Origin of the sequence: Alistipes sp. AM16-43, assembly GCF_003435745.1 — a bacterium.
Classification (GTDB): Bacteria; Bacteroidota; Bacteroidia; order Bacteroidales; family Rikenellaceae; genus Alistipes; species Alistipes onderdonkii.
The window spans coordinates 1-24,458 of record NZ_QTUQ01000014.1 but is presented as its reverse complement, the minus strand read 5'-3'; the positions used below and the strand labels follow the sequence as shown (position 1 = coordinate 24,458).

Annotated in this window: 13 protein-coding genes and 1 tRNA gene; all 14 read left to right on the top strand. The window is 61.1% G+C overall.

Features of this window, described 5'->3' with window-relative positions:
• The first annotated feature begins 115 nt into the window (after positions 1-115).
• Positions 116-493 (top strand): hypothetical protein, encoded by a 378-nt coding sequence (locus tag DW189_RS14505; protein ID WP_141417955.1) that lies wholly within the window; start codon positions 116-118, stop codon positions 491-493.
• Positions 494-586: 93 nt separating this feature from the next.
• Positions 587-2,431: a 2-oxoacid:acceptor oxidoreductase subunit alpha gene (locus tag DW189_RS13930; RefSeq protein WP_117508586.1), complete on the top strand. Its 1,845-nt coding sequence runs from the start codon at positions 587-589 to the stop codon at positions 2,429-2,431.
• A gap of 4 nt (positions 2,432-2,435) precedes the next feature.
• Entirely contained in the window at positions 2,436-3,467 is a 1,032-nt protein-coding gene (locus DW189_RS13925; protein WP_018696822.1) for a 2-oxoacid:ferredoxin oxidoreductase subunit beta, read from the top strand.
• 355 nt (positions 3,468-3,822) lie between these two features.
• Positions 3,823-3,896: transfer RNA gene (locus DW189_RS13920), tRNA-Ala, on the top strand.
• A gap of 526 nt (positions 3,897-4,422) precedes the next feature.
• Positions 4,423-5,154: a GntR family transcriptional regulator gene (locus DW189_RS13915; RefSeq protein WP_022333751.1), complete on the top strand. Its 732-nt coding sequence runs from the start codon at positions 4,423-4,425 to the stop codon at positions 5,152-5,154.
• Between the two features lie 17 nt (positions 5,155-5,171).
• Positions 5,172-6,326: an MFS transporter gene (locus DW189_RS13910; protein WP_018696820.1), complete on the top strand. Its 1,155-nt coding sequence runs from the start codon at positions 5,172-5,174 to the stop codon at positions 6,324-6,326.
• An 88-nt stretch (positions 6,327-6,414) separates the two neighbouring features.
• Positions 6,415-8,763 (top strand): GH92 family glycosyl hydrolase, encoded by a 2,349-nt coding sequence (locus DW189_RS13905; protein WP_117508585.1) that lies wholly within the window; start codon positions 6,415-6,417, stop codon positions 8,761-8,763.
• Positions 8,764-8,782: 19 nt separating this feature from the next.
• The gene (locus DW189_RS13900; RefSeq protein WP_117508584.1) at positions 8,783-9,685 is read left to right on the top strand and encodes an ROK family protein; all 903 of its coding nucleotides are present in this window, start codon (positions 8,783-8,785) and stop codon (positions 9,683-9,685) included.
• Between the two features lie 13 nt (positions 9,686-9,698).
• Positions 9,699-11,465, top strand: a complete 1,767-nt coding sequence (locus tag DW189_RS13895) for a class I mannose-6-phosphate isomerase (protein ID WP_117508583.1) — start codon at positions 9,699-9,701, stop codon at positions 11,463-11,465.
• A gap of 96 nt (positions 11,466-11,561) precedes the next feature.
• Positions 11,562-14,324, top strand: coding sequence for a GH92 family glycosyl hydrolase (locus DW189_RS13890; RefSeq protein ID WP_181969303.1), 2,763 nt, complete (start codon positions 11,562-11,564; stop codon positions 14,322-14,324).
• 897 nt (positions 14,325-15,221) lie between these two features.
• Entirely contained in the window at positions 15,222-18,080 is a 2,859-nt protein-coding gene (locus DW189_RS13885; protein WP_117508581.1) for a SusC/RagA family TonB-linked outer membrane protein, read from the top strand.
• A 22-nt stretch (positions 18,081-18,102) separates the two neighbouring features.
• Complete coding sequence (locus tag DW189_RS13880; protein ID WP_117508580.1) at positions 18,103-19,746, top strand: RagB/SusD family nutrient uptake outer membrane protein; 1,644 nt, start codon at positions 18,103-18,105, stop codon at positions 19,744-19,746.
• A 22-nt stretch (positions 19,747-19,768) separates the two neighbouring features.
• Positions 19,769-20,695 (top strand): LamG domain-containing protein, encoded by a 927-nt coding sequence (locus DW189_RS13875; RefSeq protein ID WP_117508579.1) that lies wholly within the window; start codon positions 19,769-19,771, stop codon positions 20,693-20,695.
• Between the two features lie 15 nt (positions 20,696-20,710).
• On the top strand, positions 20,711-24,154 hold the full coding sequence (locus DW189_RS13870; RefSeq protein WP_117508578.1) for a glycoside hydrolase family 38 C-terminal domain-containing protein: 3,444 nt from the start codon (positions 20,711-20,713) through the stop codon (positions 24,152-24,154).
• Positions 24,155-24,458 lie beyond the last annotated feature (304 nt).

Genomic DNA, 24,458 nt, shown 5'->3' with positions numbered 1-24,458 from the left:
TTTGCTGCATAAGATTTACTCTTTTCTGTAAACCTTTTTCAGGACGGGACAGTACCCGAAACGGGGGCTGCCCGGGACAGGACAGGACAGGACAGGACAGGGCGGGACAGGGCGCATGGGACGGCACGGGAAGTTCGGCGAAGGAAGCGACAAAAAAGCGGCGGGAAGAGCCACGGGAACAGCGCAGGAGCAGCCGGGGCAGCCGGGGCAGCCGGGGCAGCAGAAAGAACAACGACAGAAACAGCGGCGGGGCAAGACGGGAACAGCGGCGGAAGCAACAGCAGGAAGAACGGAAGAAGGCAAATTACAGCGAAAAATCCGGAGCAGCACTTACAATCCGGAAGCAGCATTCGCAAAATTTTTTAATAACGCCGCTACTGTCAAATCGCAATTAAAATTACAAAATCCGGTAACGATCAAGCAGCGAAACAAGCCTCTGAATGCGCGATTATCAGCATTACGGAGGCACAAAGAGAAAAAACCGCCGGATTAGAGCCGCAAAAAAGTCATCCGCCGTGAACAATCTGACAATAAATTTATATATTTGTGATATTGTTTTCAAAACCCTACTAATCCGAAACAAGACATGGACAAAACCAATGTACGGGAGTTGCAGGATGTCGTGATCCGCTTTTCAGGCGACTCGGGCGACGGCATGCAGCTTACGGGCACGCTTTTCTCAGACACCTCGGCACTGCTCGGGAACGGGATCTCGACCTTCCCCGACTACCCTGCCGAAATCCGCGCGCCACAGGGTACCGTGGCGGGCGTATCTGGATTCCAGGTTCACTTCGGCAGCCACCGGGAGCTCAACCCCGGCGACTACTGCGACGTGCTGGTGGCGATGAACCCCGCAGCGCTCAAGGCCAACCGCAAATGGCTCAAACCGGGTGCGACGGTCATCATCGACGGCGATTCGATCACCGAAGACCACCTCAAAAAGGCGTGCTTCGCCACGCTCGACCCCATCGCCGAGTTGCAACTCGACGAGTACAACGTCGTCATTCCCGACATCACCTCGATGACGCGCGAAGTGCTCCGGGAGACCGGCCTCGACAACAAGGCCGTAACCAAGTGCAAAAACATGTTCGCACTGGGCATCTGCTTCTACCTGTTCGACAGGCCGGAAGCGTACGCAATCAAATATATCGAAACCAAATTCGCAAAGAAGAACCCCGCCATAGCCGAAGCCAACAAGCTGGCCATCCGGGCGGGGTACGACTACGCAGCCAATACGCACCAGTTCGCAAACACCTACACCGTAGCGCCCGCACCGCTCGAAAAAGGCACCTACCGCTCGATCAGCGGTAACGTCGCCACGGCATGGGGTCTGTGCGCCGCGGCCGAAAAGGCCGGGCTGCCGCTCTTCTGCGGCTCGTACCCGATCACCCCGGCCACCGTAATCCTCGAAGAGCTGGCCAAGCGCAAAGACCTCGGGGTGAAGACCGTCCAGGCCGAAGACGAAATCGCGGGCATCTGCACCGCCATCGGCGCGGCCTTCGCAGGCAACTTCGCCGTGACGACCACCTCGGGCCCCGGCCTGTCGCTCAAGAGCGAGGCGCTGGGACTGGCCGTGATGACCGAACTGCCGCTGGTGGTGGTCGACGTACAGCGCGGCGGCCCCTCGACGGGACTTCCGACCAAGACCGAGCAGAGCGATCTGGCGCAGGCGCTCTACGGCCGCAACGGCGAGTGCCCCGTGATCGTCGTGGCGGCATCGTCGCCCAGCGACTGCTTCCACTACGCATTCGAGGCCGGACGCCTGGCCATGGAGCATATGACCCCCGTGATCCTGCTGACCGACGGGTTCATCGCCAACGGCTCGGAGCCGTGGCGCATCCCCGCGATGAAGGACTACCCGGCCATCACCCCGCCGATCGTGGACGAAGCCCCCGAAGGCGGTTTCATGCCCTACGTGCGCAACGAAAACCTGGCCCGCGGCTGGGCATTCCCCGGCAAGACGGGACTGGAACATCGTGTCGGCGGCCTTGAAAAGGACTGCGTAAAGGGTTGTATCTCGCACGACCCGTCGAACCACCAGAAAATGGTACGCACCCGCGCCGAAAAGGTGGCGAAAGCCATCGACGACATCCCGGCACAGGCCGTATGGGGCGCCCCGGAAGGCGACCTGCTGGTGGTCGGCTGGGGAGGTACGCGCGGACACCTGCAAAACGCCGTCGACCAGATGCGCGCCGAAGGCAAGCGCGTTTCGCTGTGCCATTTCAACTACATCAACCCGCTGCCGCACGGCGTACGCGAGATATTCTCGAAATTCCGCAAGATCGTCGTCTGCGAGCTGAACGAAGGGCAGTTCGCCAACTACCTGCGCCAAAGTTTGCAGGAGTTCCGCTACGAACAGTACAACAAGTGCGAGGGCCTGCCCTTCACGGTTGCAGAGCTTTGCCAAAAATTCGAATCCTTATTGAAATAACGCCATGGCAGAATACAAATACACCCCCGCGGATTTCAAAAGCGACCAGGAGGTACGCTGGTGCCCCGGATGCGGCGACCACGCCATCCTCAGCGCCGTACAGCGCGCGCTGCCCGAGATCGCCGACGCGACCGACACGCCGCACAACCTTTTCACGTTCGTGTCGGGCATCGGCTGCTCGTCGCGGTTCATCTATTACATGAAGACCTACGGGTTCCATTCGGTGCACGGCCGCGCCAACGCCGTGGCCACGGGTGTCAAGGTCGCCAACCCGCGCCTCAGCGTCTGGGTCACCACGGGCGACGGCGACTCGCTGGCCATCGGCGGCAACCACTTCATACACGCCATCCGCCGCAATGTCGACCTGAACGTCATACTCTTCAACAACGAGATCTACGGCCTCACCAAGGGGCAGTACTCCCCCACCTCGAAGCTGGGCAAGATCACCAAGACCTCGCCCTACGGCACGGTCGAAAAGCCGTTCAACCCCGGCGAACTGGTGATCGGCGCCAAAGGCACGTTCTTCGCCCGCTCGGTCGACATGGAGGTGCAGCTTTCGAAGGAGTGCATGGTGGCCGCTGCGATGCACAAAGGCATGTCGGTGATCGAAGTACTGCAAAACTGCGTGATTTTCAACGACAAGACCCACGCTGCATTCGCCGCCGACAAGGCTACGCGCGCCGAACGTACGATCACGCTGCGCCACGGCGGGAAAATGCTGTTCGGGGCCAACATGGAGAAGGGAATCGTCTTCGAGGACATGAAGCTCAAGGTCGTGACCGTCGGCCAGGACGGCTACACGCTGGACGATGTGCTGACGCACGACGCCCACGAGCGCGACACGACGCTGCACTCGATGCTGGCGGCGATGAAATATCCCGAATACCCCGTTGCCCTGGGCGTGATCCGCGCCGTCGAGGACGCCACGGTTTACGACCGCGAGGTGGCCCGGCAGGTCGAGGAGGTCAAGGCACAGAGCAAGATCCGCTCGGTGGACGAGCTGCTGCATTCGGGCGCCACGTGGGAAATCGAATAACTTAACAGGCATGACACTGATCCGGGAGGCATCCCGGCATACGGGAAAGCCGGCGCTCGAAGCGCCGGCTTTTTCCTTGGGGCGGGACAAACAAACGGCACCCCGGAGGAAGGATTGCCCGGCACCCTCCTGTATGCCGCAAGCCCCCGCCTGCCGGCACGAAAGCCCCCCGGACAGCGGAGATGCTTGCGAAAATGCGGTAACAGCCTTATAATCCGCATGGCGGACAAAAAAACGATACCGGACGCCCCGCCCTACCTCCCCCTCCGAACGGCAGCAATGGTAATCCTGCGGTCGATTTTTTCCGGCCGCTATTTGGAAATAAAAAAATTTCCGTTATCTTTGCACCCACAACGGGGGATTAGCTCAGTTGGCTAGAGCGCTTGCATGGCATGCAAGAGGTCACCAGTTCGACCCTGGTATTCTCCACAACCCCGGTAAGGATGGACACAAGTCCATCCTTATTTTTTTATCGGAATCCGTCCCCTGCATCCACAAATATCCCCCTCTATCATCCTGCAGCGACCGGGCGCAGACTGGGCGCGGCACCATCCGGATACGGACAAAACCGCGGGCAGGCTCGGCCCGGGCAAAAAAAACGGCTATCGGCCGCAAAAAACGCAATCACCAGTAATACAGGACAATGACAGGCAACAAACGAGGCTTTTGAAAAAATATCCGCCCTGTACCGACATTATCGGGAACATAGATTTTGACAATTCGGATATTTTACGTTTATTTGCATGAACATATTGATAAATATAAGAACATATACAAGACACAAAAGTGAACATAGCGGGTCGAACAGGGTAAAGATTCCCCTCAGGAATGACTCAGGGGAAAGCCCCCCGGGAAAGGCCTGCGCCGATGCCCGCAGCAAACCGCCCTACGCGCCATGCTATACGCCGATCCCGGCACGGCTATAATCCGGGGATAACACAAAAGCCCGAACGACATGAAATTACAACTCGACCCGAACTCTTCGAAACCGCTGCACCAGCAGGCCGAGGATCTGCTGCGACAGATGATCCAGCAGGAAGAGTACCGCAAAGGCAAACTGCTTCCCAACGAGGTGGAGCTATCCAAAGAACTGAACATCTCGCGCAACACCCTGCGGCAGGCCATCAACCGGCTGGTGTTCGAAGGGCTGCTCATCCGCAAGAAAGGATACGGGACGACCGTGGCGCCCCAGAACGTGATGAGCAACGCCCGCAACTGGATGAGCTTTTCGCAGGAGATGCATGCCCAGGGCATGGTCGTGCAGAATTTCGAACTACACATCAGCCGCAAGACGCCGCCCGCCGAGGCTTCCGAGTTTCTCAATGCCCCGGAAGGAGCCAGGCTGCTGTGCCTGGAGCGCCTGCGCGGACGCCCGAACCTACCGTTCGTCTATTTCATCTCCTATTTCAACCCCGCGATCCCGATGACCGGGGAGGAGGACATGGCGCTCCCGCTCTACGAAAACCTCCGGAAGAATTACGGCATCGTCGTCAAGACCTCGCGCGAGATGGTATATGCCCGCAGCGCAAACGCGGAGCTGGCCGAAAAGCTCGACATCAACGAAGGGGAGCCGATCCTCGTCCGCAAACGCTTCGTGCTCGACGTAAACGACACCCCGGTGGAATATAACATCGGCTATTACCGCGCCGACAGCTTCACCTACTCGATCGAATTCATCAACGGCTGACAAACACCACAACCCAAATGAACAAGTCACTCCACAAATTACTGCCCGTCCTGTTCGGTTTCTTCGTCATGGGCTTCTGCGACGTGGTCGGTATCTCGACCAGCTATGTCCAGCAAGATTTCGGGCTCAGCGAAACCCTCGCCGGATTCATCCCCTCGATGGTTTTCATCTGGTTCCTGCTGCTTTCGATTCCGGCGGCCCTCGCCATGAACCGCCTCGGCCGCAAGAACATGGTACAGATCAGCAACGGCATCACGGCCGTCGGTATGCTGATCCCGTTCGTGCATTACAACCTTGCCACGTGCATGACGGCATTCGTGCTGCTGGGCATCGGCAATACGATCCTCCAGGTATCGCTCAACCCGCTGCTCACCAACGTGGTCAAGGGGGACGCGCTGACCAGTTCGCTGACCGCAGGCCAGGTCGTCAAGGCGGTCTCGTCGTTCTGCGGCCCCTTCATCGCCGCATTCGCCGCCGGCACGCTGGGCAACTGGCAATACCTCTTCCCGATCTTCGCGCTCATCACGCTGCTCTCGGCCGCATGGCTCATGTGCACCCCCATCCGCGAAGAGGCCGAAGCGCCGCAGGCCTCGCCCGTCGGTGCGACGTTCGCCCTGCTGAAAGACCGCACGGTGCTCCTCCTCTTCCTCGGGATCGTCTTCGTCGTCGGCGTCGACGTGGGGATGAATACCGTGGCGCCCAAGCTGCTGATCGAACGCGGCGGTTACCCCGTCGAGCAGGCCGGACTCGGGTCGAGCGTTTACTTCGTCTGCCGCACGGTCGGTGCGCTGATCGGTTCGATCCTGCTGGTGCGCATGAACGACGTGCGTTATTTCCGCATCCACATCTTCGCGGCCATCGCCGCCATGGCCGTCCTCTACTTCGTACAGGGTACCGTGGGAATGCTGGCGCTGGTCGGACTGATCGGCTTCGCCTGCTCGAGCATCTTCTCGGTGATCTACTCGACGGCGCTGAAATGCCATCCGGAAAAAGCCAACGAGATTTCGGGGCTGATGATCACAGGGGTCTGCGGCGGCGCCGTCATCCCGCCCCTGATGGGCTTCACGACCGACCTCCTGGGCAGCCAGACCGGTTCGCTGCTGGTCATTTCGGCCTGTATGCTCTACCTGGCAGGCTGCGCCCTCGCCCTGCGCAGGTTCGCCGCGAAATAGACGGACGCCACGCACCTCATGTATATACATTAAACAGAAAACCATATAACCCAAAGGCGGCTGCAACGGCCGCCGGCAAACATCAACGATGAAAAAACACCTGCACAAACTGATCCTCTTCTCCGCGACGGCCTGCCTGTCGGCATGCACGGCTCAGGAGCCGCTGACGGACTACGTCGACCCGCGCATCGGCACCGCACATTCGCGGTGGTTCTTCTTCACCCCGGCGGCCGTACCGTTCGGCATGGCCAAACTGGCTCCGACGACCGACGGCCACCTGGGGAATCCCAACGGCTGGGAAGCCGTGGGCTACGACTCACGCCACACCTCGATCGAGGGCTTCGCCAACTTCCACGAGTTCCAGGTCGGCGGCGTGGTGGTGGCTCCGACGGTCGGCGAACTTCAGACCGTACCCGGGCCGCTCGACAACCCCGACGCGGGCTACCGTTCGCGCTTCGACAAGAAGGACGAGGTGGCGCGCCCCGGCTACTACTCCGTGCTGCTGAAGGATTACGGCGTCAAGGCCGAGCTGACAGCCACCGAACGGGTCGGATTCCACCGCTATACCTTCCCGGCGACGGAGGAGGCGAACCTGATCTTCAACATCGGGACGCGCATGGGCGAAAGCGGCCCGGTGCGCGACGCGTCGGTGACCTACACCGACGACGGACGTATCGAGGGCTGGGTGGTGACCGAGCCCGCCTATGTCGACATTTACCAGAAAGGCGCCACGGTGACAATGTATTTCAGCGCCGTACTCGACGCCGAGCCTACGGCCTGGGGCGCGTTCAGCGGCGAGCAAACCTTCGCGGGGGAGCGCAGCCGCACAGGCGTCGGAGCAGGGCTCTACCTGCGTTTCGACACCCGCGAGCGTCAGCAGGTGGGGCTGAAGATCGGCCTGTCGTACACGTCGGTGGAGAACGCGCGGCTGAACCTCGAAAAGGAGGCTGCCGGCAAAGATTTCGACCGGGTGCGCCGCGAGGCGAACGACACGTGGGAAGAGGCGCTGGGCCGGCTTCGCGTCGAGGGCGGCCTGCACGATGACCGCGTGAAGTTCTACACGGGGCTGTTCCACGCCCTGCTGGGGCGCGGCCTGGCCAGCGACGTGAACGGGGCCTATCCGGCCAACGACGGCATGGTCGGGCAGATTGCGCTCGACGGCGCAGGCAGGCCGGTGCACGACTATTACAATACCGATGCGATCTGGGGCGCCTACTGGAACCTCACGCAGCTGTGGAGCATCGCCTATCCCGAATACTATGCCGACTGGGTGGCGAGCCAGCTGCTGGTCTACAAGGACGCCGGATGGCTCGGCGACGGCATCGCATGCAGCAAGTACGTCTCGGGCGTAGGCACCAACTTCACGGGGCTCGCCATCGCCGCGGCCTACAACTGCGGCATCCGCAACTTCGACGTGGCGCTGGGCTACCAGGCCGCCCGCAAGAACGAGCTGGGCAGCGAAGGCCGCCCGGCCGGCGCGGGCAAACTGGACGTGGGGAAATTCGTCAGTCAGGGCTATTCGCCCTACCTGCCGGAACTGGGCATGCAGACCACGCCCGACGGCTCGGGATTCGCGGCCTCGCACACACTCGAATATTCGTTCAGCGCCTATGCCGTTGCGCAGATGGCCCGCCAGTTGGGCCATGAGGCCGATTACGAACAGCTCGAGAAGCTCTCGGGCGGGTGGGAGCTGCTTTTCGACCCCGAAACCAAGTACATCCGGCCGCGGGATCACAGCGGTGAATTCATCGCCGACTTCGACCCCTACGCGGCATGGGCCGGATTCCAGGAGGGCAATGCCGTACAGTACACCTACTACGTGCCCCACGATATCGACCGGCTGGTCGAGCTGGTCGGACGCGAGGAGTTCAACAACCGCCTCGACAGCACGTTCCTCATTTCGCGCGAGAGCGTCTTCGGCGGCGGCAAGACGATCAATGCCTTTGCGGGAGTCCATGCCTATTACAACCACGGCAACCAACCGAACCTCCACATCTCGGCGCTGTTCAACTTCTCGGGCAAACCGTGGCTCTCGCAGAAATGGATGCGCACGATCTGCAACGAATTCTACGGCACGGAGGAGATCCACGGCTACGGCTACGGGCAGGACGAAGACCAGGGACAGCTGGGGGCATGGTACGTCATGGCCTCGATGGGGCTCTTCGACGCGAAGGGGCTTACCGCCCCCGACCCGACGTTCCAGATCGGCAGCCCGTTGTTCGACAAGGTGACGATCCGCCTCAACCCCGATTACTACACGGGCAAGGAGTTCGTGATCGAAACGACGGGCAACACGCCGGAGAATTACTATATCGGTTCGCTGGAACTGGACGGCAAACCCTTGCAGAGCGTACAGCTTCCCTTCGCCGAAGTGGTCGGCGGCGGCACGCTGCGGGTGAACCTCGCCGCGGAGCCCAACACCCGGCTGAACAAATAACTACGAAAAATATACCGTCATGGCACAATCGGCACATAATCGCTACGCCCTGGGCGTGGACATCGGCGGCAGCCATATCTGCTCGGCGGTGGTAGACCTCGCCACGGGGCAACTGTGCGGGGAACCGCACACGGACAAAGTCGACGCGGCGGCCGGGGCCCGCACGATCGCCGGGGCCTGGGCCGCGAACATCCGGCGCACGGCCGCGGCATCGGGCATCGGACGCATCCGGTGCGCAGGCTTCGCCTTCCCCGGGCCGTTCGACTACGAGCGGGGCATTTCGCTGATCCGGGGCGTGCGGAAGTTCGAGCGCATCTACGGGCTCGACGTCGCGGCGACACTCTACCCGCTGCTGCGGGAGTGCGGCACGGAGGAGTTCCGCTACGTCAACGACGCGGCGGCCTTCGCGCTGGGCGAATGCCTCGGCGGGGTCGCGGACGACGCCGGACGCGTAGTGGCGCTGACGCTCGGCACGGGCGTCGGGTCGGGCTTCGTGGCCGGCCGCAGGCTGGTGACCTCGGGCGACGAGGTGCCCGCCAACGGCTGGGTATACTGCCTGCCGTTCGAAGGGGGCATCGTCGATGAGGCCTTCTCGACCCGCTGGGTATGCGGCCGCTACCGGGAGCTGACCGGGCAGGAGATAAGCGGCGCACGCGAAGCTGCCGAACGCCATGCGGAAGACCCCGCGGCACGGCGCCTGTTCGACGAATACGGGGAGCGGCTGGCGGCGTTCGCAGCCCCCGTGGCGGAACGCTTCCGCGCCGACATGCTGGTGCTCGGCGGGAATATCTCGCGGGCCTACCCGCTGTTCGGGCCCGCCATGAAACGCCGGCTCGAAGCCGACGGCCACCGGATCAGGATAGGGCTCCCGGCCCGGCCCGACCATGCCGCCCTGATCGGCGCAGCATCGTTATTCATATAACCAAACAATAGTCATGTCTCTTTTAAGGAAAACAACACAGAACCCACTTCCGGTATGCAAACCGGAAACCGGAAAAAACCAATACGACATCTACCCGACACATGACCTCGGGGCGGATAAGATTTTCTGCGACTACACGTCGCTGGCACGGCGGCTGGCCGGGCAGAAGCAGGTTGTCGTCGACGGCTATGTCGGCGTACGCTTCGACCTCTTCCGGCAGGAGCTGAACCGTGCGCTCACGCAGTTGGGCATCCGCCCCGTGTGGTGGAGCGTCGACGCGGCCCTGCGGCCGCAGGAGGAGATCGAACGCCTGGTCGCCCCCTATCTGGGCGGCGACGACCCGATCTTCGGCTTCCGCACTCCGCTGCGGCTGGAGGAGTTCTTCGACGGGGAAAAACTGCGGGCGATCGCACCCGACCCCGAGGCGGAGATGAACATACTCGTCGGCACCGGCGCCGCGCTGGCCGGCTGGCAGGGCGAGTTGGTCTATATCGACATCCCGAAGAACGAGATCCAGTTCCGCTCGCGTGCGGGCAGCATCGCCAACCTGGGGGCCACGCAGCCCGAACCCCCGAAAAAGATGTACAAGCGGTTCTATTTCGTCGACTGGGTCGTACTGAACCGCCACAAGAAGGAGCTGCTGCCCCGCATCGGCATAATCGTCGACGGGCAGCGCGAAGGGGAGATCACCTGGGCCGAGGGCACCGACCTGCGCCGCGGCCTGGAGCACCTCGCCGCAAACGGATTCCGCGTCCGGCCGTGGTTCGAACCCGGGGCGTGGGGAGGCCAATGGATCCGCGAACACATCGGCGCACTGCCCCACGACGTGCCCAACTACGCATGGTCGTTCGAGCTGATCGTACCGGAAAACGGGCTGATCTTCGGCAGCGACGGCAAGATGCTCGAAGTGTCGTTCGACATGGTGATGTTCCAGGGCGGCGAGCAGGTCGTCGGCAGCGCGTGCTACGACGCATACGGCGACGAATTCCCGATCCGCATGGACTACCTCGACAACTTCGACGGCGGCAACCTTTCGATCCAGTGCCACCCGCAGCGGGAATATATCCGCAAGAATTTCGGCGAGGTACTGACTCAGGAGGAGACTTACTATATCCTCGACACGGCACCCGGGTCGGTCGTATACCTCGGGTTCAAAGAGGATATCGACCCTGCGAAGTTCGAACGGGCGCTGACCGAAAGCTTCGAAAAAGGCACGGAACTCGACGTGCCGCGCTACATCAACGCCGAACAGTCGGCGCGGCACGACCTGTTCCTCATACCGCCGGGCACGCTCCACAGCTCGGGACGCAACAACCTCGTGCTGGAGATCAGCACCACGCCTTACATCTTCACATTCAAGATGTACGACTGGCTGGCGCTCGACCTCGACGGGAAACCGCGCCCGCTGAACATCCGCCGCGCAATGGAGAACCTCTGCTTCGACCGCAAGGGCGAGGCCGTGAAACGGGAACTGGTGTCGCACCCCGCGCTGCTCGACAAGGGAGCGGACTGGGAACTATGGCACCTGCCCACGCACCGCAACCACTCCTACGACGTGCACCGCTACAAGCTCAACACCTCGGTGGAGGTCGCAACGCAGGGAAAATGCCATGTCCTGAACCTGGTCGAGGGCGAAAGCGCCGAGGTCGAAACCGCGGGCGGCAGCCGCTTCCGCCTGAGCTATGCCGAAACGCTGGTAATTTCGGCGGCGGCAGGCTCCTACCGGATCGTCAACACCTCGGGGCGCGAGATCATGGTCGTGAAGGCTTTTATGAAATAACGGGTATATTCCCGGGCTGCGGGCCGGAAAAGGAACCGGCGAGACGATATTATTCGTATATTCATGCAATACGAACCTTAACGCAAGCACATCGCGATGAAAAAAGAGCTGTTAACCCTGTTTTGCGTGGCGGGAATCTCGTTCCCGGCACTCGGCGGCACCTACAATATCGCCCCGAAGGCCCGCGCCACGGCATCGTCATCGCTCAATGCCGACGGCGATGCCTCGAAAGTCAACGACGGCTACATCCGCCTCGACAATGCGGGCGAATGGGTATCGGCAGCGCAGATGCCCTACTGGCAGCGACTCCCCTACCCCTGGATCCGGCTCGACTGGGACGAGGAGGTCACCCTCTCGCGCATCGTCCTCTACGACCGGCCGACGGGCGATGCGCATACGGCAGGCGGCGACCTCTTTTTCAGCGACGGTACACGCATCGGAGTAGTCGGGATCCCGGACAACGGGGAGCCCAAGGTCGTGGAATTCGCGCCCAAACGGGTCAGATGGGTGAAATTCGAGGTCAACGACGCCGTGGGTTCCCATGTCGGGCTCTCCGAGATCGAGGCATTCCCGCCCGCCGGGGCCGGAGGCGACTTCGTCTCGCAGGTCGACCCGTTCATCGAAACGACCAAGGGGCGCTATTTCTTCTTCATCACGGGCAACCAGCCGTTCGGCATGATCGGCGCCGCACCGCTGACCCGCAACCGCAACCAGTACGGCGGGGGCTACAACTACAATTCGACCGAGGTGCTCGGCTTCCCGCAGATACACAACTGGGTGCTGGCCGGGCTTACGCTCATGCCGACGACCGGCAACGTCGATCCCACCCTCGGCGAAGGGCACTGGAAATCGCACTTCCGGCACGAGGGCGAAATCGCCCAGCCGGGTTACCACCGCCTCTTCCTGGAGGATTACGGCATCTGGGTCGAGCAGACGGCCACTGACCGCACGGGGTTCTACCGCCTGACCTTCACCCGGGACGCCGAAGCCGGCATACTCCTGAACCTGGGCGGCTATCTGGCGTCGACGACCATGTGCAACGCCCGCGTGCGGCGGGTCGGGGAGCACGAAATCGAGGGCAGCTTCGACACCTACGGCCGCCACTGGGGCGGCCCCGAGAACGTCAGGGTTTACTTCGTCGTCCGTTTCGACCGGCCGTTCGACCGGCTCGACGGATGGGTCGGCACACGACGTTATTCCGGGATCGACTCGCTCGAAGGCTCCTCCGAAATCACCAGGCGCCACCCGCGCGAAGCGCTGAGTTACCTGGACTCCCCCACATCGGGCGTCGCGGCACATTACGGCGTCCGTACGGGCGACCGCATCCATGTCCGCACGGCCGTATCGTACGTCAGTACGGAAAATGCACGGGAGAACCTCACGCATGACGCCACGACCTGGGACTTCGACGCCGTGCGCCGCGCGGCACAGGACGAATGGAACGAATGGCTGGGACGCATCGAGGTAAAAGGCGGCACGCAGCAACAACGGACAAAATTCTACACCGACCTGTGGCATGTCCTGCTGGGCCGCCACAAGATCGACGACGTGAACGGCGAATACCCCGACCTGACGGACGGCCAGCGCGCAGGTTCGTTCACGCGCGACATCCGGGTCAAGACCCGCACGCTCCCGCGCGATGCGGAAGGCCGCGTCGTGCATCACATGTATAATTCCGACGCCTTCTGGCTCACGCAGTGGAACCTCAACGTCCTGTGGGGGCTGGGATGGCCCGAAATGCCCGACGAAATGTCGGCCTCGCTCATCCGCTATGCCGACAACGGCGGGCTGATTCCCCGGGGGCCCTGCGCCGGAGGGTATACCTACATCATGTCCGGATGTCCGGCCACGCCACTCATCGTCTCGGCCTATAACAAAGGGTTGATGCGCAAATGCGACCCGATGCACGCTTTCCGGACGATGCAACGCAACCATATGCCGGGCGGCATGCAGGGAATCGGGGAATTTTACCTCGAACACGGCTACCAGCCGAAAAACGCCGGGATGACGATCGAGTCGAACTTCCAGGATTGGGTGCTCGCGCAAATGGCCGTGCGTTTGGGGCTGGAGGATGAGGCCGCCTACTTCGGCAACCGATCCCACGGATGGCGCAAGCTATACCGCCCCGACCAGCAGTTGCTCTTCCCCAAGGACGAGCAGGGCCGATGGCTGCACGACGATCCGCTCAGGGGCACCGGCTGGATCGAGGCCAATGCCTGGCAGGCCACCTGGGGCGTTTCGCACGAACTACCGGCCCTCGCAACGCTCATGGGCGGTTATGACAAATTCTGCGAAAAGCTCAATTATGCATTCGAGCAGGCCGCACCGCAGGATTTCGTGTTCGGCTACGGACAAGGCTACGTCAGCTACGCCAACCAGCCCGGATGCTCCAATGCACACGTATTCAGCTGGGGCGGGAAACCCTGGCTCACGCAATACTGGGTTCGCCGGGTGAACGAACAGGCTTACGGGGCCATCACGCCCGACCGGGGGTATGGCGGGCACGACGAAGACCAAGGGCAAATGGGCGGCGTGAGCGCACTGATGTCGATCGGGTTGTTCAGTACGCGGGGCACGGCCGCTGCCCGCCCCGTATACGAGATCACCTCGCCGGTCTTCGACGAGGTGTCGATCCGGCTCGACAAGCGTTATTACCCGGCCGACCGTTCCGACCGGTTCGTCATCCGCACCTACGGCAATTCGGCCAGGAACTGTTATATCCAACGCGCACGCCTCAATGGCCGCGCGCTCCATAACTTCTGGTTCCCGCACGAAGAATTCGCACGCGGCGGCCTGCTCGAGCTATGGCTGGGGCCCGAGCCCAACACCCGCTGGGGAACCGGGAAACTCCCCGAATAGCGGCAGGCATATCCCCCATCGGCGGCGCATCCGGACAACGGCTGCGCCGTTACTTTTTCGGGGCGTCCCCGCCCGGGGAGGGAGGGGCCGGGAACAACGCGAAAAAGCCGGGAGCAACGGAAGGAGCCGGGAACAATGCGGGTACCGCAATGCCAGAAATGCCAGACAACGCCGCACGCCACGCAAACCGGCAAGTGGCGTCAACCTGCCGGACAGGCGGCGGGCAGCGGGCGTCACACAGCAGAAAGCAGGCAGCAGGCGACGGGCAGCAGGCGGCAGGCGGCACACAGCAGAAAGCAGAAAGCAGGCGGCGGGCGGGCAGCAATCCGCCGGGCAGCAATCCGTCGGGCAGGCGGCAGCATCGCGCATCGAGAAGATTTCATGTACATACAAACAGCCCGCAACGGCCGCAGATGCACACACCGGCACGGCGGTAGTCCCCGGCACAGGGAATCGGAGATCGCTTCGGAACCGTGCAGACTCGGCTCCGGCAAAAATCATGCAGGCAAACAGGTACTATCCACAGAGATACCGGAAATCCTCCGAATAAGGGAAATACAGCGGATGTTCACAAATTATCATAAAAAAAGAGCTGAAAAAAGTTGTATTTTAAAAATCTATGTATAAATTTGCAGTAGGCGTTAATGTTCATACATTATTAAAAATGTTCAACTATTAATCAACCAACCCAAACCACACTAACCTAAACTACTGAACCATGCAACATTTCTATCCAATCATCCATGCCGGCCGGCGACCCCGGCACAGGCTATCGGGCATTATGAGAGGCGGTTTTGTCCTGGTGCTGTCGGCCCTGATGTTGCCGGCGGCGGCAAATGCGGCCGCGGAAAGTTCCGCAACAGCAACTGTCAACCCCCAAAATACAGGGGGGGGGAAATCCGGCGTACGGTATCGGGCATCGTCGAGGACACGCACGGGGCAGCCGTTGCGGGCGCTTCTGTCGTAATAAAAGGATCGTCACGCGGCACGCTGACCGACAACGCGGGACACTACGCACTCGAGGGGGTGGAAGACGGCGACTTGCTGGAAATATCGTTCCTCGGCATGCTGCCGCAGACCGTCAAGGTGGGAGCCGGACGCACTTCGGTGGACGTAGTCCTGTCGGAGGATATGATTGGTCTGGAAGATGTCGTCGTGACGGGCTATACCACGATGAAACGCAAGGACATCACAGGTTCCGTCAGCTCGATCTCGGCAGACCGTATCGAGCGTATTCCGGCCTACAACATCACCACGGCGTTGACCGGCATCGCCGGGATTAGGATGGACGGGGGTTCGATCCGCATACGCGGCACCCGCTCGCGCAATGCCAGCAACGACCCGCTGATCGTCCTCGACGGCATTCCCTACGACGAAACGCTGTCCTCGATCAACCCCGGGGACATCGAGTCGATCGACGTGCTGAAAGACGCGTCCTCGACGGCCATCTACGGCGCCCGCGGTGCCAACGGCGTTATCCTGATTACGACCAAACAGGCCAAACAGGGCAAGACGACGGTAACCTACGACGGGTTCGTGGGTGCAGGCGTCAACAACCGGGGTTCGCTCGACGTAATGGACGCCGACGAATACATCGCATTCCAGCGCGAGGCGAGCCGCGCGGCAGGCACCTGGCACAGCGAAGCCGACGACGCAAAGGCGTTTTTCGGGATCGAACTGGCCAACATGGGCAAGGTCGACAATGACTGGATGGGAAAGTATTTCAACAAGAAACGCCTGTGGACAAGCCACTCGCTGACCATTTCGGCGGCAACGGACAAAAGCGCCTACAAAATCGCATTCAACTACAAGAACGAAGACAGCCGCTACAAAAACGCGGGGCACGACCACTTTTACCTGACCGCAGATCTCTCGCACAAGGTGTTGCCGTTCCTCAAGGTAGGACTTTCGAGCCGCGCATACTACATCGTCAAGAACGACAAGCCGGACATGTTCAACCAGTTCCTGCACATGTCCCCGCTCACACAGACCCGCAACGAGGACGGCAGCTACAACGTCTACCCCTTCGGCGACCCGTTCGTGAAGAACCCCTACATGAACGAGAGCGACGACGTATATAAGGACAAGACCGAGGAGTGGAAACTCTTCCTGCGCTTCTTCGCCCAGATCGACCTGGCGAAGGGGCTCACGTTCAATACCAACTTCGCATACAGCCCCGCCTTCTCGTCGCGCGGCTATTACTACGACAACCGCTCGGTATCGTATACCGACGAGCGCAACGTGGCCTTCATGCACAACAACCGCAAGGCCGACTGGGTCTGGAACAACGTGCTCAGCTACAAACGCCAGTTCGGCAGGCACAATATCGACCTGACAGCCGTCTATGAAATGCAGAACCGCCAGACGGTCAACGCATCCATGTCGGGCAAAGACCAGGAATCGCCCGCCTACCTGTGGTACAACATGGGACGCCTGACCGATTCGAAAAGCCTGTCCTCGGGCTTCGTCCGCAGCCAGATGGTTTCCGTCGTCGGGCGCGTGCAATACTCCTACGACGACCGGTACATCGTCACCGCGTCGTTCCGCGAGGACGGTGCGTCGCAGCTCTCGCCGGGGCATAAATGGGCATTCTTCCCTTCGGGGGCCATCGCGTGGCGCATTTCCGAAGAGCCCTTCCTCAAGGACGTGGAGTGGATTTCGAACCTCAAGCTGCGCGCCTCGTACGGCATGACGGGCAACTACTCGATCGCGGCCTATGCCACGGCAGGTACGCTGCACGGCAAATACGCCAATTTCAACGGCGGTGAGCTGCACCGCCCGGGGCTGGAGCCCGAAACCCGCCCGACGCCCGACCTGGAGTGGGAGCGCAACAAGATGCTCGACATCGGCCTCGACTTCGGGTTCCTCAAGGGACGTATCCACGGTACGATCGACTATTACGATTCGAAGAGCTACGACCTGCTCTACCTCAAGGTGCTGCCCTATACTTCGGGCTTCAACCGGGCGTGGACGAATATCGGCGACACCCGCAACCGCGGTTGGGAGGTAAGCCTCTCGACCGTCCCCGTGGAAACGAAGGACTTCCACCTGGGGGTGAACCTCTCGTATTACCGCAACAAGGAGGAGCTCATACGCCTGCAGGATCCCAAGATGAAGGAAGACATCAACAACGGCCTGTTCGTAGGCTATCCGGTCAACGGCGTACACTATAATTACAAACAGGTAGGCATCTGGCAGGAAAACGAAGCCGACCTGGCCGCGATCTACGGACAGAAACCCGGCGAGGTCAAGGTCGCCGATCTGGACGGCAACGGCAAGATCGACGGCAACGACCGCACGATCCTCGGCACGACACGCCCCGACTGGGTCGGCGGCCTGCAGATCAATGCGGAGTGGAAGAACATCGACTTTTCGGTCGACGTATACGGCGAGTTCGGCTCGCTGGCCCACGACGGCCGCAGCACGAGCGAATGGGCGAACCAGCTCGGGCGCTGGAACACCTACAAGATCGACTACTGGACACCCGAAAAACCCTCCGACCGACATCCACGCCCGGTCGAAGGACAGTCGATCAAATACCTCGACGCCACGGGCTACTACAAGAACAGCTACGTGAACATCCGCAACATCACGCTCGGCTACACCCTGCCCCGGGCATGGATGGGGCGTGTGGTGAAGAAGACGCGCTTCTATGTGACCATGAACACCCCGTGGCGTTACAGCCAGTTCCAGAACACGGGCGGCATCTCGTGGTGGGAGTCGTTCTATATCTTCGGCGCGAATGTCCAGTTCTAACTTAAAATCCGAAAACCAGACCATGAAAAAGATATTCATCCTGTTTGCGGCGGCACTTACGATAGGGCTGACCGGATGCCAGAGCTTCCTCGAAGAAGAAACCTACGGGTCGACGACCGAGATATTCAAGGAGGAAAACGGCATCAAGGCGCTGGTATACCAGAGCTACACCAAGATCAACAACCTCTACGGCGGCGACGGACAGTGGCCGCTGATGACCGAGCTGGGGACGGACATCTACCTGCGCGGCAAGAACCAGGGCGATGTGGGCCTGTGCGACTACTACGGGCTCGACGCCACCAACGGCAATGTGGCATGGCTGTGGAACCACTGCTACAAGGCGCTGTTCAACATCAACCTGTTCTTCGAAACGATCGACCAGACGCCCTTTGCCGACGAGGACGAAAAGAGCCAGTTCAAAGCGGAGATGTATGTCATGCGGGCTCTGTTCCTGTGGATCGTCACCGAGACGTGGGGCGACAGCTACCTGCCGATGACAACCGACGAGACCGAGGGCACCGAAGCCCGCCGTTCGCCCCGCGCGAAGTTCTACGAAGAGATCATCGGCGCACTCGAGGCAGCCATCGGGCTATTCCCCGACACGCGCACCACGGAATCGGGGCGCATCGACATGCCCGCAGCCAAGGCGCTGCTCGCACGCATGTACCTCTACAACGAACAGTGGGACGAGGCCGCCGACATGGCATCGCAGGTGATCGGCCACTACGGGCTGGAGCTCTGCCCCTCGCTCAAAGACCTGTGGGCCGACGACAAAACCAACAACGAATTCATCTGGACGACGGAATTCACCGAGGACGACGCCTTCCGCCAGGCCAACGGCTACTGGTCGTGGTATGCCATGTATATCGACCGTTTTCCGGGCGTGCAGACCATGCTCAAATGGACGGGCTACGGCGGCTGCCAGGCGATCCCCTCGACCTACTTCATGGATCTGTTCGACCGCGACGCCGACAAACGCTGGAGCGACCTGCACCAATGGGTATGGTATTACAACGACCCGGCCGACGACCGTTCGGCCTTCCCGCTCAACCAGTGGCGCGAATACATCGACACGGCGCTCTACCTCTGTCCCGACGTACTGCCCGTCGAGGAACACAAGCGCATGGAAAAGACCTTCACGGTATTCGACCGCAACGACATGTTCGACGCCGACGGCATCCCGCAGGATCGCTGGACGTTCATCGGCATGACCAAGTTCTACGACCACACCCGGCCGGGCAACATGTCGGAGCTGTCGGATCGCAGCTACCCTGTGATCCGGCTGGGCGAACTTTACCTGATCCGTGCCGAGGCGCGTATCCGGAGCACGGAGAACCGCGACCTGAAGGGTGCCGCCGAGGACATAACCCAGCTGCGCAAACGCGCCGTCAACCACGAAAAGCCCGAATACGAAGAGGCCATGAAGGTCACCGAAGAGGACATGACGCTCGATTTCATCCTCGAGGAACGCGCCCGCGAGCTCTTCGGCGAGTGGCAGCGGCGGCTCGACCTGAAACGCTTCGGCAGGCTCATCGACCAGGTGAGGATCTACAACCCCGACGCAAAGGACAACATCAAGGAGTACCACGTCGTACGCCCCATCCCGCAGACGCAGTTCGACGGCATGCCCGACTGGAGAACCCTGGGACAAAACGAAGGATATTAAACACCTAATGCAGTAAACGACCATGAAAACCATACTGAAAAAATTCGCAGCCTTCCTCTGCGCGGCACTGGTGTTATGCGCATGCAGCGACGACGACTATTCCGAAGCACATCAGACGCTCATGGCATTGATCCGCCAGGCGGAATCGCTCGTCGAAGAGTCGACGGAAGGGATCGAAGAGGGCGACACGGCCCCCGGATCGAAGAAGGCATTGCAGGCCCGCATCGACCAGGCCTATTACATCATGCACAACACCTCGCGGGACGAAGGCTACCGGAACGCCTGCAAACAACTCGAAGAAGCGATAAAAGCCTTCCGGGAGAACATCGTCAAGGCCGGAATCCCCTATTTCAACGCCGGGTCGAAGATGAACCTCGGGCCCGCAGGCGACTGGGATCTCACGGAAGAGCTGACGTGGGAGATGAAAATACGTTTCGACGAATTCGCGGCGGGCGACCAGAACGTCATCTCGTGCGAACAGGGCAAGGGTGCCATCATGATCCGCAACAACGGCGCGAACCTGCAGTTCTACGTCAACGACGGGAGCTGGAAGGGCGGCACCTGCTGCACGATCGAGCTGAACAAGTGGTACCACATCACAGCCACGTACAAGGCCAACGACAAGATGCACTTCTATCTGGACGGACGGCTGGTAAAGAGCTTCGCGTGCGGCAAGGCCATCGTGGAGCCGACCTGCAACCTGCAGCTGGGCACCGCCCCCTCCTACTCGAACCGCTACATGCGCGGCAACATCCAGCACGTTTCGATCTGGGCGGACGTCCGCACCGAGGCCGAGGCCGCAGCCGATGTGGCATGCGACTTCTCCGGGACTGAGGAAGGGCTGAAAGCCTACTGGCCGCTGACGCTCAACGTCGGCTCGGAGATCACCGACAAGACCGGAAGGCATGTGGCAAAAATGACCGACATAAAGTGGACTGACCCCGAATAACCCAAAAATTCCGATATGAAAAGACACAAACATTCCATCCTCGCCGTACTGGCGGCCCTGCTATGGGGCAGCCTGTCGGCAACCCCCTACCGGCCCGTATGGGAAATCGGCCGCAAGGACGGCTCGGCCGCCGAGTTTGCGCTGTACGACGGCGCGTATTCCGACCTTCTGGGCCGGTTCCCCGGCGCGGCGGCCGCGTACGACGTAGGGCGCAGCACACCGGGAGAAATCCCCTACATCCTGCCCGGGCCCCAGGACGGCTGGGCCGGCAACGGCAACGGATCGCTGCTGATCCGCTTCGGGGCCGATGCGCAAGCCTCCCGGGCGGAGATGCGGCTGACACTCTACCTGGTCGAATCGCAGGCCTCGTCACCCCCGACGATCGAAATCTCCGCAGGCGGGTTCCGCACCTCGGTGCAGGCGCCTGCCGGGGACGACATCAACTACCCGGACACCAAACGCACCTCGGCACGCGGCCTTGCGATCGAGGCCCTATTGCCGGCCGGGACATTCGGCGCCGGGGAAAACCTCCTCACGATCCGCAATGCCGGCGGCAGCTGGCTCGTCTGGGACGCCATCGTCCTCGAAGCCGACCGCAGCGTGAAATGCACACGCCCCGGCGACGGCATCGCACTCATCGGAAGCCACTCGCAGCCGGGGCTGATTTACGGCCGCACCGAAGAGGAGCTGCTGCACCCGGTGACGCTGACCCTCGTCAACTGGGGCAAGCCCCAGCGTGCCAGATGGAACTACGACGGCAAACCGGGCGGGACGGTCACACTGTCTCGCGGGATAAACACCGTCGAGGTCAACATTCCCGAAGGGTACGAAGGCCGCACGGTGGATTTCGAAGTGCATCCCAACCGCGGGAAAGCCCTGTCGGCGGCGGTGGAAATCGCCCCGGCGGACAAATACACCGTCTACCTGGTGCAGCACACGCACACGGACATCGGCTATACCAAACCGCAGACCGAAATACTCACCGAGCACCTGCGCTACATCGACTATGCCGTGGAATACTGCGACCTGACGGCCGACTACCCGGACGACGCGAAGTTCCGCTGGACATGCGAAGCCTCGTGGCCCGTACGCGAGTGGTTGCGCATACGTCCCAAGGCACAGGTGGACAAATTCATCAGGTACGTCAAGGCAGGGCAGATCGAGGTGACGGCCATGTTCTTCAACATGTCCGAGCTGTCGGGCGAGAACAATTACAAGACGTTCCTCGAGCCCGTGGCCCGATTCCGCGAATTGGGGCTGCCGGTCGAAACGGCCATGCAGAACGACGTGAACGGCATCGCATGGTGCCTGGCGGACTATCTGCCCGACCTGGGCGTGAAATATTTTTCGATCGGATCGAACAACCACCGCGCCCTCGTCCCGTTCGACCGCCCGACACTCTACCGCTGGGAATCCCCGTCGGGCAAGGGGCTACTGATGTTCCGCAGCGACCACTACCATACCGGGAACTCGTGGGGCATCCACACGGGCGACATGGCCCGCCTGGAAGACGGCGTATTCGGGTACATCCGCAACCTCAAACGCACGGGTTACCCGTTCCCGGTCATCGCCGTGCAATACTCGGGATACCTGACCGACAACTCGCCCCCGTCGATGCGCGAGTGCGACCTGATCCGCGCATGGAACGAACGCTACGCCTGGCCGAAGCTACGCAGCGCCACGGCACACGAATTCCTCGGGCGCATCGACTCCCAGTACGGCGACAAGCTGCCCGTATACCGGGCCGCCTACCCCGACTGGTGGACGGACGGGTTCGGGTCGGCGGCACGCGAGACGGCGGCCTCACGCAAAACGCAATCCGACCTGGTCGCCATCGAAGCGATGCTCTCGATGGCCCAAATGGAGGGGACAGGCCAGAGCGGCGGGACACACGAAGAACTGCGCCGCATCCACGAAAACCTGCTCTTCTACGACGAGCATACCTTCGGGGCCGCGGAAAGCATCTGGAACCCCGGATGCGAGAATTCTCAGGTACAATGGGCCGAAAAGGGCTCCTACGTATGGGAGGCGCTCAAAAGCACCCAACTGCTCTATGAAGATGCCATAGGCCGCCTGCAAGGCGCCCTCTACCGCTCGACGCACCCGACGCTCACGTTCTTCAACCCGCTCGGCTGGGAACGCTCGGAACTGACGACAGTCTACATCGACTTCGAACTGATCCCGGCAGACCGCGAGTTCCGGATCGTCGATGCCGCCGGAAAAGCCCTGCGCGTACAGCCCATCCGCTCGCGCCGCGAAGGACGCTATTACGCCATCTGGGCGGAAGGAATCCCCGCCATGGGCTACAAGACCTTCGAAATCGTACTCGGCGACGGCAAGGCCGCCGAACCCCGCCGCACGGAACTCCGGAACAACAGCCTCGAAAACGATTTCTACCGGATCGTCTTCGACCCGGCTTCGGGGACGATCGCCTCGCTCTACGACAAGGAGCTGGGACGGGAGATGGTCGACCCGGACTCGGAATGGAAGCTGGGGGCTTTCATCTATGAATCGCTCAACGGCGACCGCCACCAGATGGAACGCAAAGTATTCGACAATTACCGGCGCTCTTCGCTCTCCGACGTACACTGCCCGGGCGTTACGTCGGGCGATATTTACCAGAGCGTCCGCTTCACGGGCAAAGCCGAGGGATGCGACGAAAAATTCGGCGTGCAGATCGAGGTACGCCTGTATAACGACGTGAAACGCGTGGAGCTCGGCTACGATTTCATCCGCAAACCCGAAACCGATCCTTCGGCGATCTACGTCGCCATGCCGTGGCTGCTGGAAAATGCGAAACTCACGTTCGACGTACCGGGCGGCGTAGTCCGTTCCGGCGAAGACCAGATCCCCGGCACGAGCGCCTCGTGGAACACCGTGCAGAATTTCGTCGCGGCACGCAACGACGACGCCCAGATTCTCGTAAGCGGCAGCGAGGTGCCGCTCTACCTGCTCGGGAAACTGCTCGACGACCCTTATCGCCAGCCCCGCACCTATGAAAAGCCGCATGTCTTCCCGTGGCTGATGAACAATTACTGGACAACGAATTTCCGCGCTTCGCAGGAAGGGGAATTCAAGTGCGGATTCGTCATCAGCTCAACCCGGGACACCTCCAACACGGCCGCATCGCAGTTCGGCTGGAGTGCACGCATCCCGCTCTGCACCCGCGTAATGCCGGCCGCCACTGCGGCCAACGGCAACGCCCGCGACCGCTCATTCCTGCGCAGCGGATGCAGCCATGTGCTGATCACGTCATGCACCCCCGCGGCCAGCGGAGAGGGCATCCTGATCAACCTGCGGGAAACCGACGGGCAGGCAGGCACCCTTACCCTGCTCGACGGCTCGGGACGCGAACTGCCCTTTACGGCGGCCGATGCGACAGGGCGTCCGCTGGACGGCCGAAGCGTCACTTCGCTGGCGCTGAAACCCTATGAAAACAGGTTCGTCATCCTGAAATAGGCGGGAAAAGACTACGGCGGGGAATTTCACCCGAACCGCCCTCCGCAAAGACAGGCTGCACCCGATTCCGGTGCAGCCTGTCCTGTATCCAAGGCTTTTACAGGCAGGTATCCGGCGGCTCACGTCCCGGCAACGGCAATGCCACTGTCTATCACCCGCCTAAAAATCAATGTGGTTTTCGATGTACGATTTTCAGGTTCACAAATACAGCGATCGGAGCTATAAAAACAATATCCATTGCATAGGGTGTTAAAAGTACCTGAATTATTTGTATACGAATAAAAAATTGCTAAATTTGTGTAGA

What these genes read in the sequence shown, in the direction of transcription:
- DW189_RS14505 (WP_141417955.1), top strand. Translation starts at nt 116, where the DNA reads ATGGGACGGCACGGGAAGTTCGGCGAAGGAAGCGACAAAAAAGCGGCG.
- DW189_RS13930 (WP_117508586.1), top strand. Translation starts at nt 587, where the DNA reads ATGGACAAAACCAATGTACGGGAGTTGCAGGATGTCGTGATCCGCTTT.
- DW189_RS13925 (WP_018696822.1), top strand. Translation starts at nt 2,436, where the DNA reads ATGGCAGAATACAAATACACCCCCGCGGATTTCAAAAGCGACCAGGAG.
- DW189_RS13915 (WP_022333751.1), top strand. Translation starts at nt 4,423, where the DNA reads ATGAAATTACAACTCGACCCGAACTCTTCGAAACCGCTGCACCAGCAG.
- DW189_RS13910 (WP_018696820.1), top strand. Translation starts at nt 5,172, where the DNA reads ATGAACAAGTCACTCCACAAATTACTGCCCGTCCTGTTCGGTTTCTTC.
- DW189_RS13905 (WP_117508585.1), top strand. Translation starts at nt 6,415, where the DNA reads ATGAAAAAACACCTGCACAAACTGATCCTCTTCTCCGCGACGGCCTGC.
- DW189_RS13900 (WP_117508584.1), top strand. Translation starts at nt 8,783, where the DNA reads ATGGCACAATCGGCACATAATCGCTACGCCCTGGGCGTGGACATCGGC.
- DW189_RS13895 (WP_117508583.1), top strand. Translation starts at nt 9,699, where the DNA reads ATGTCTCTTTTAAGGAAAACAACACAGAACCCACTTCCGGTATGCAAA.
- DW189_RS13890 (WP_181969303.1), top strand. Translation starts at nt 11,562, where the DNA reads ATGAAAAAAGAGCTGTTAACCCTGTTTTGCGTGGCGGGAATCTCGTTC.
- DW189_RS13880 (WP_117508580.1), top strand. Translation starts at nt 18,103, where the DNA reads ATGAAAAAGATATTCATCCTGTTTGCGGCGGCACTTACGATAGGGCTG.
- DW189_RS13875 (WP_117508579.1), top strand. Translation starts at nt 19,769, where the DNA reads ATGAAAACCATACTGAAAAAATTCGCAGCCTTCCTCTGCGCGGCACTG.
- DW189_RS13870 (WP_117508578.1), top strand. Translation starts at nt 20,711, where the DNA reads ATGAAAAGACACAAACATTCCATCCTCGCCGTACTGGCGGCCCTGCTA.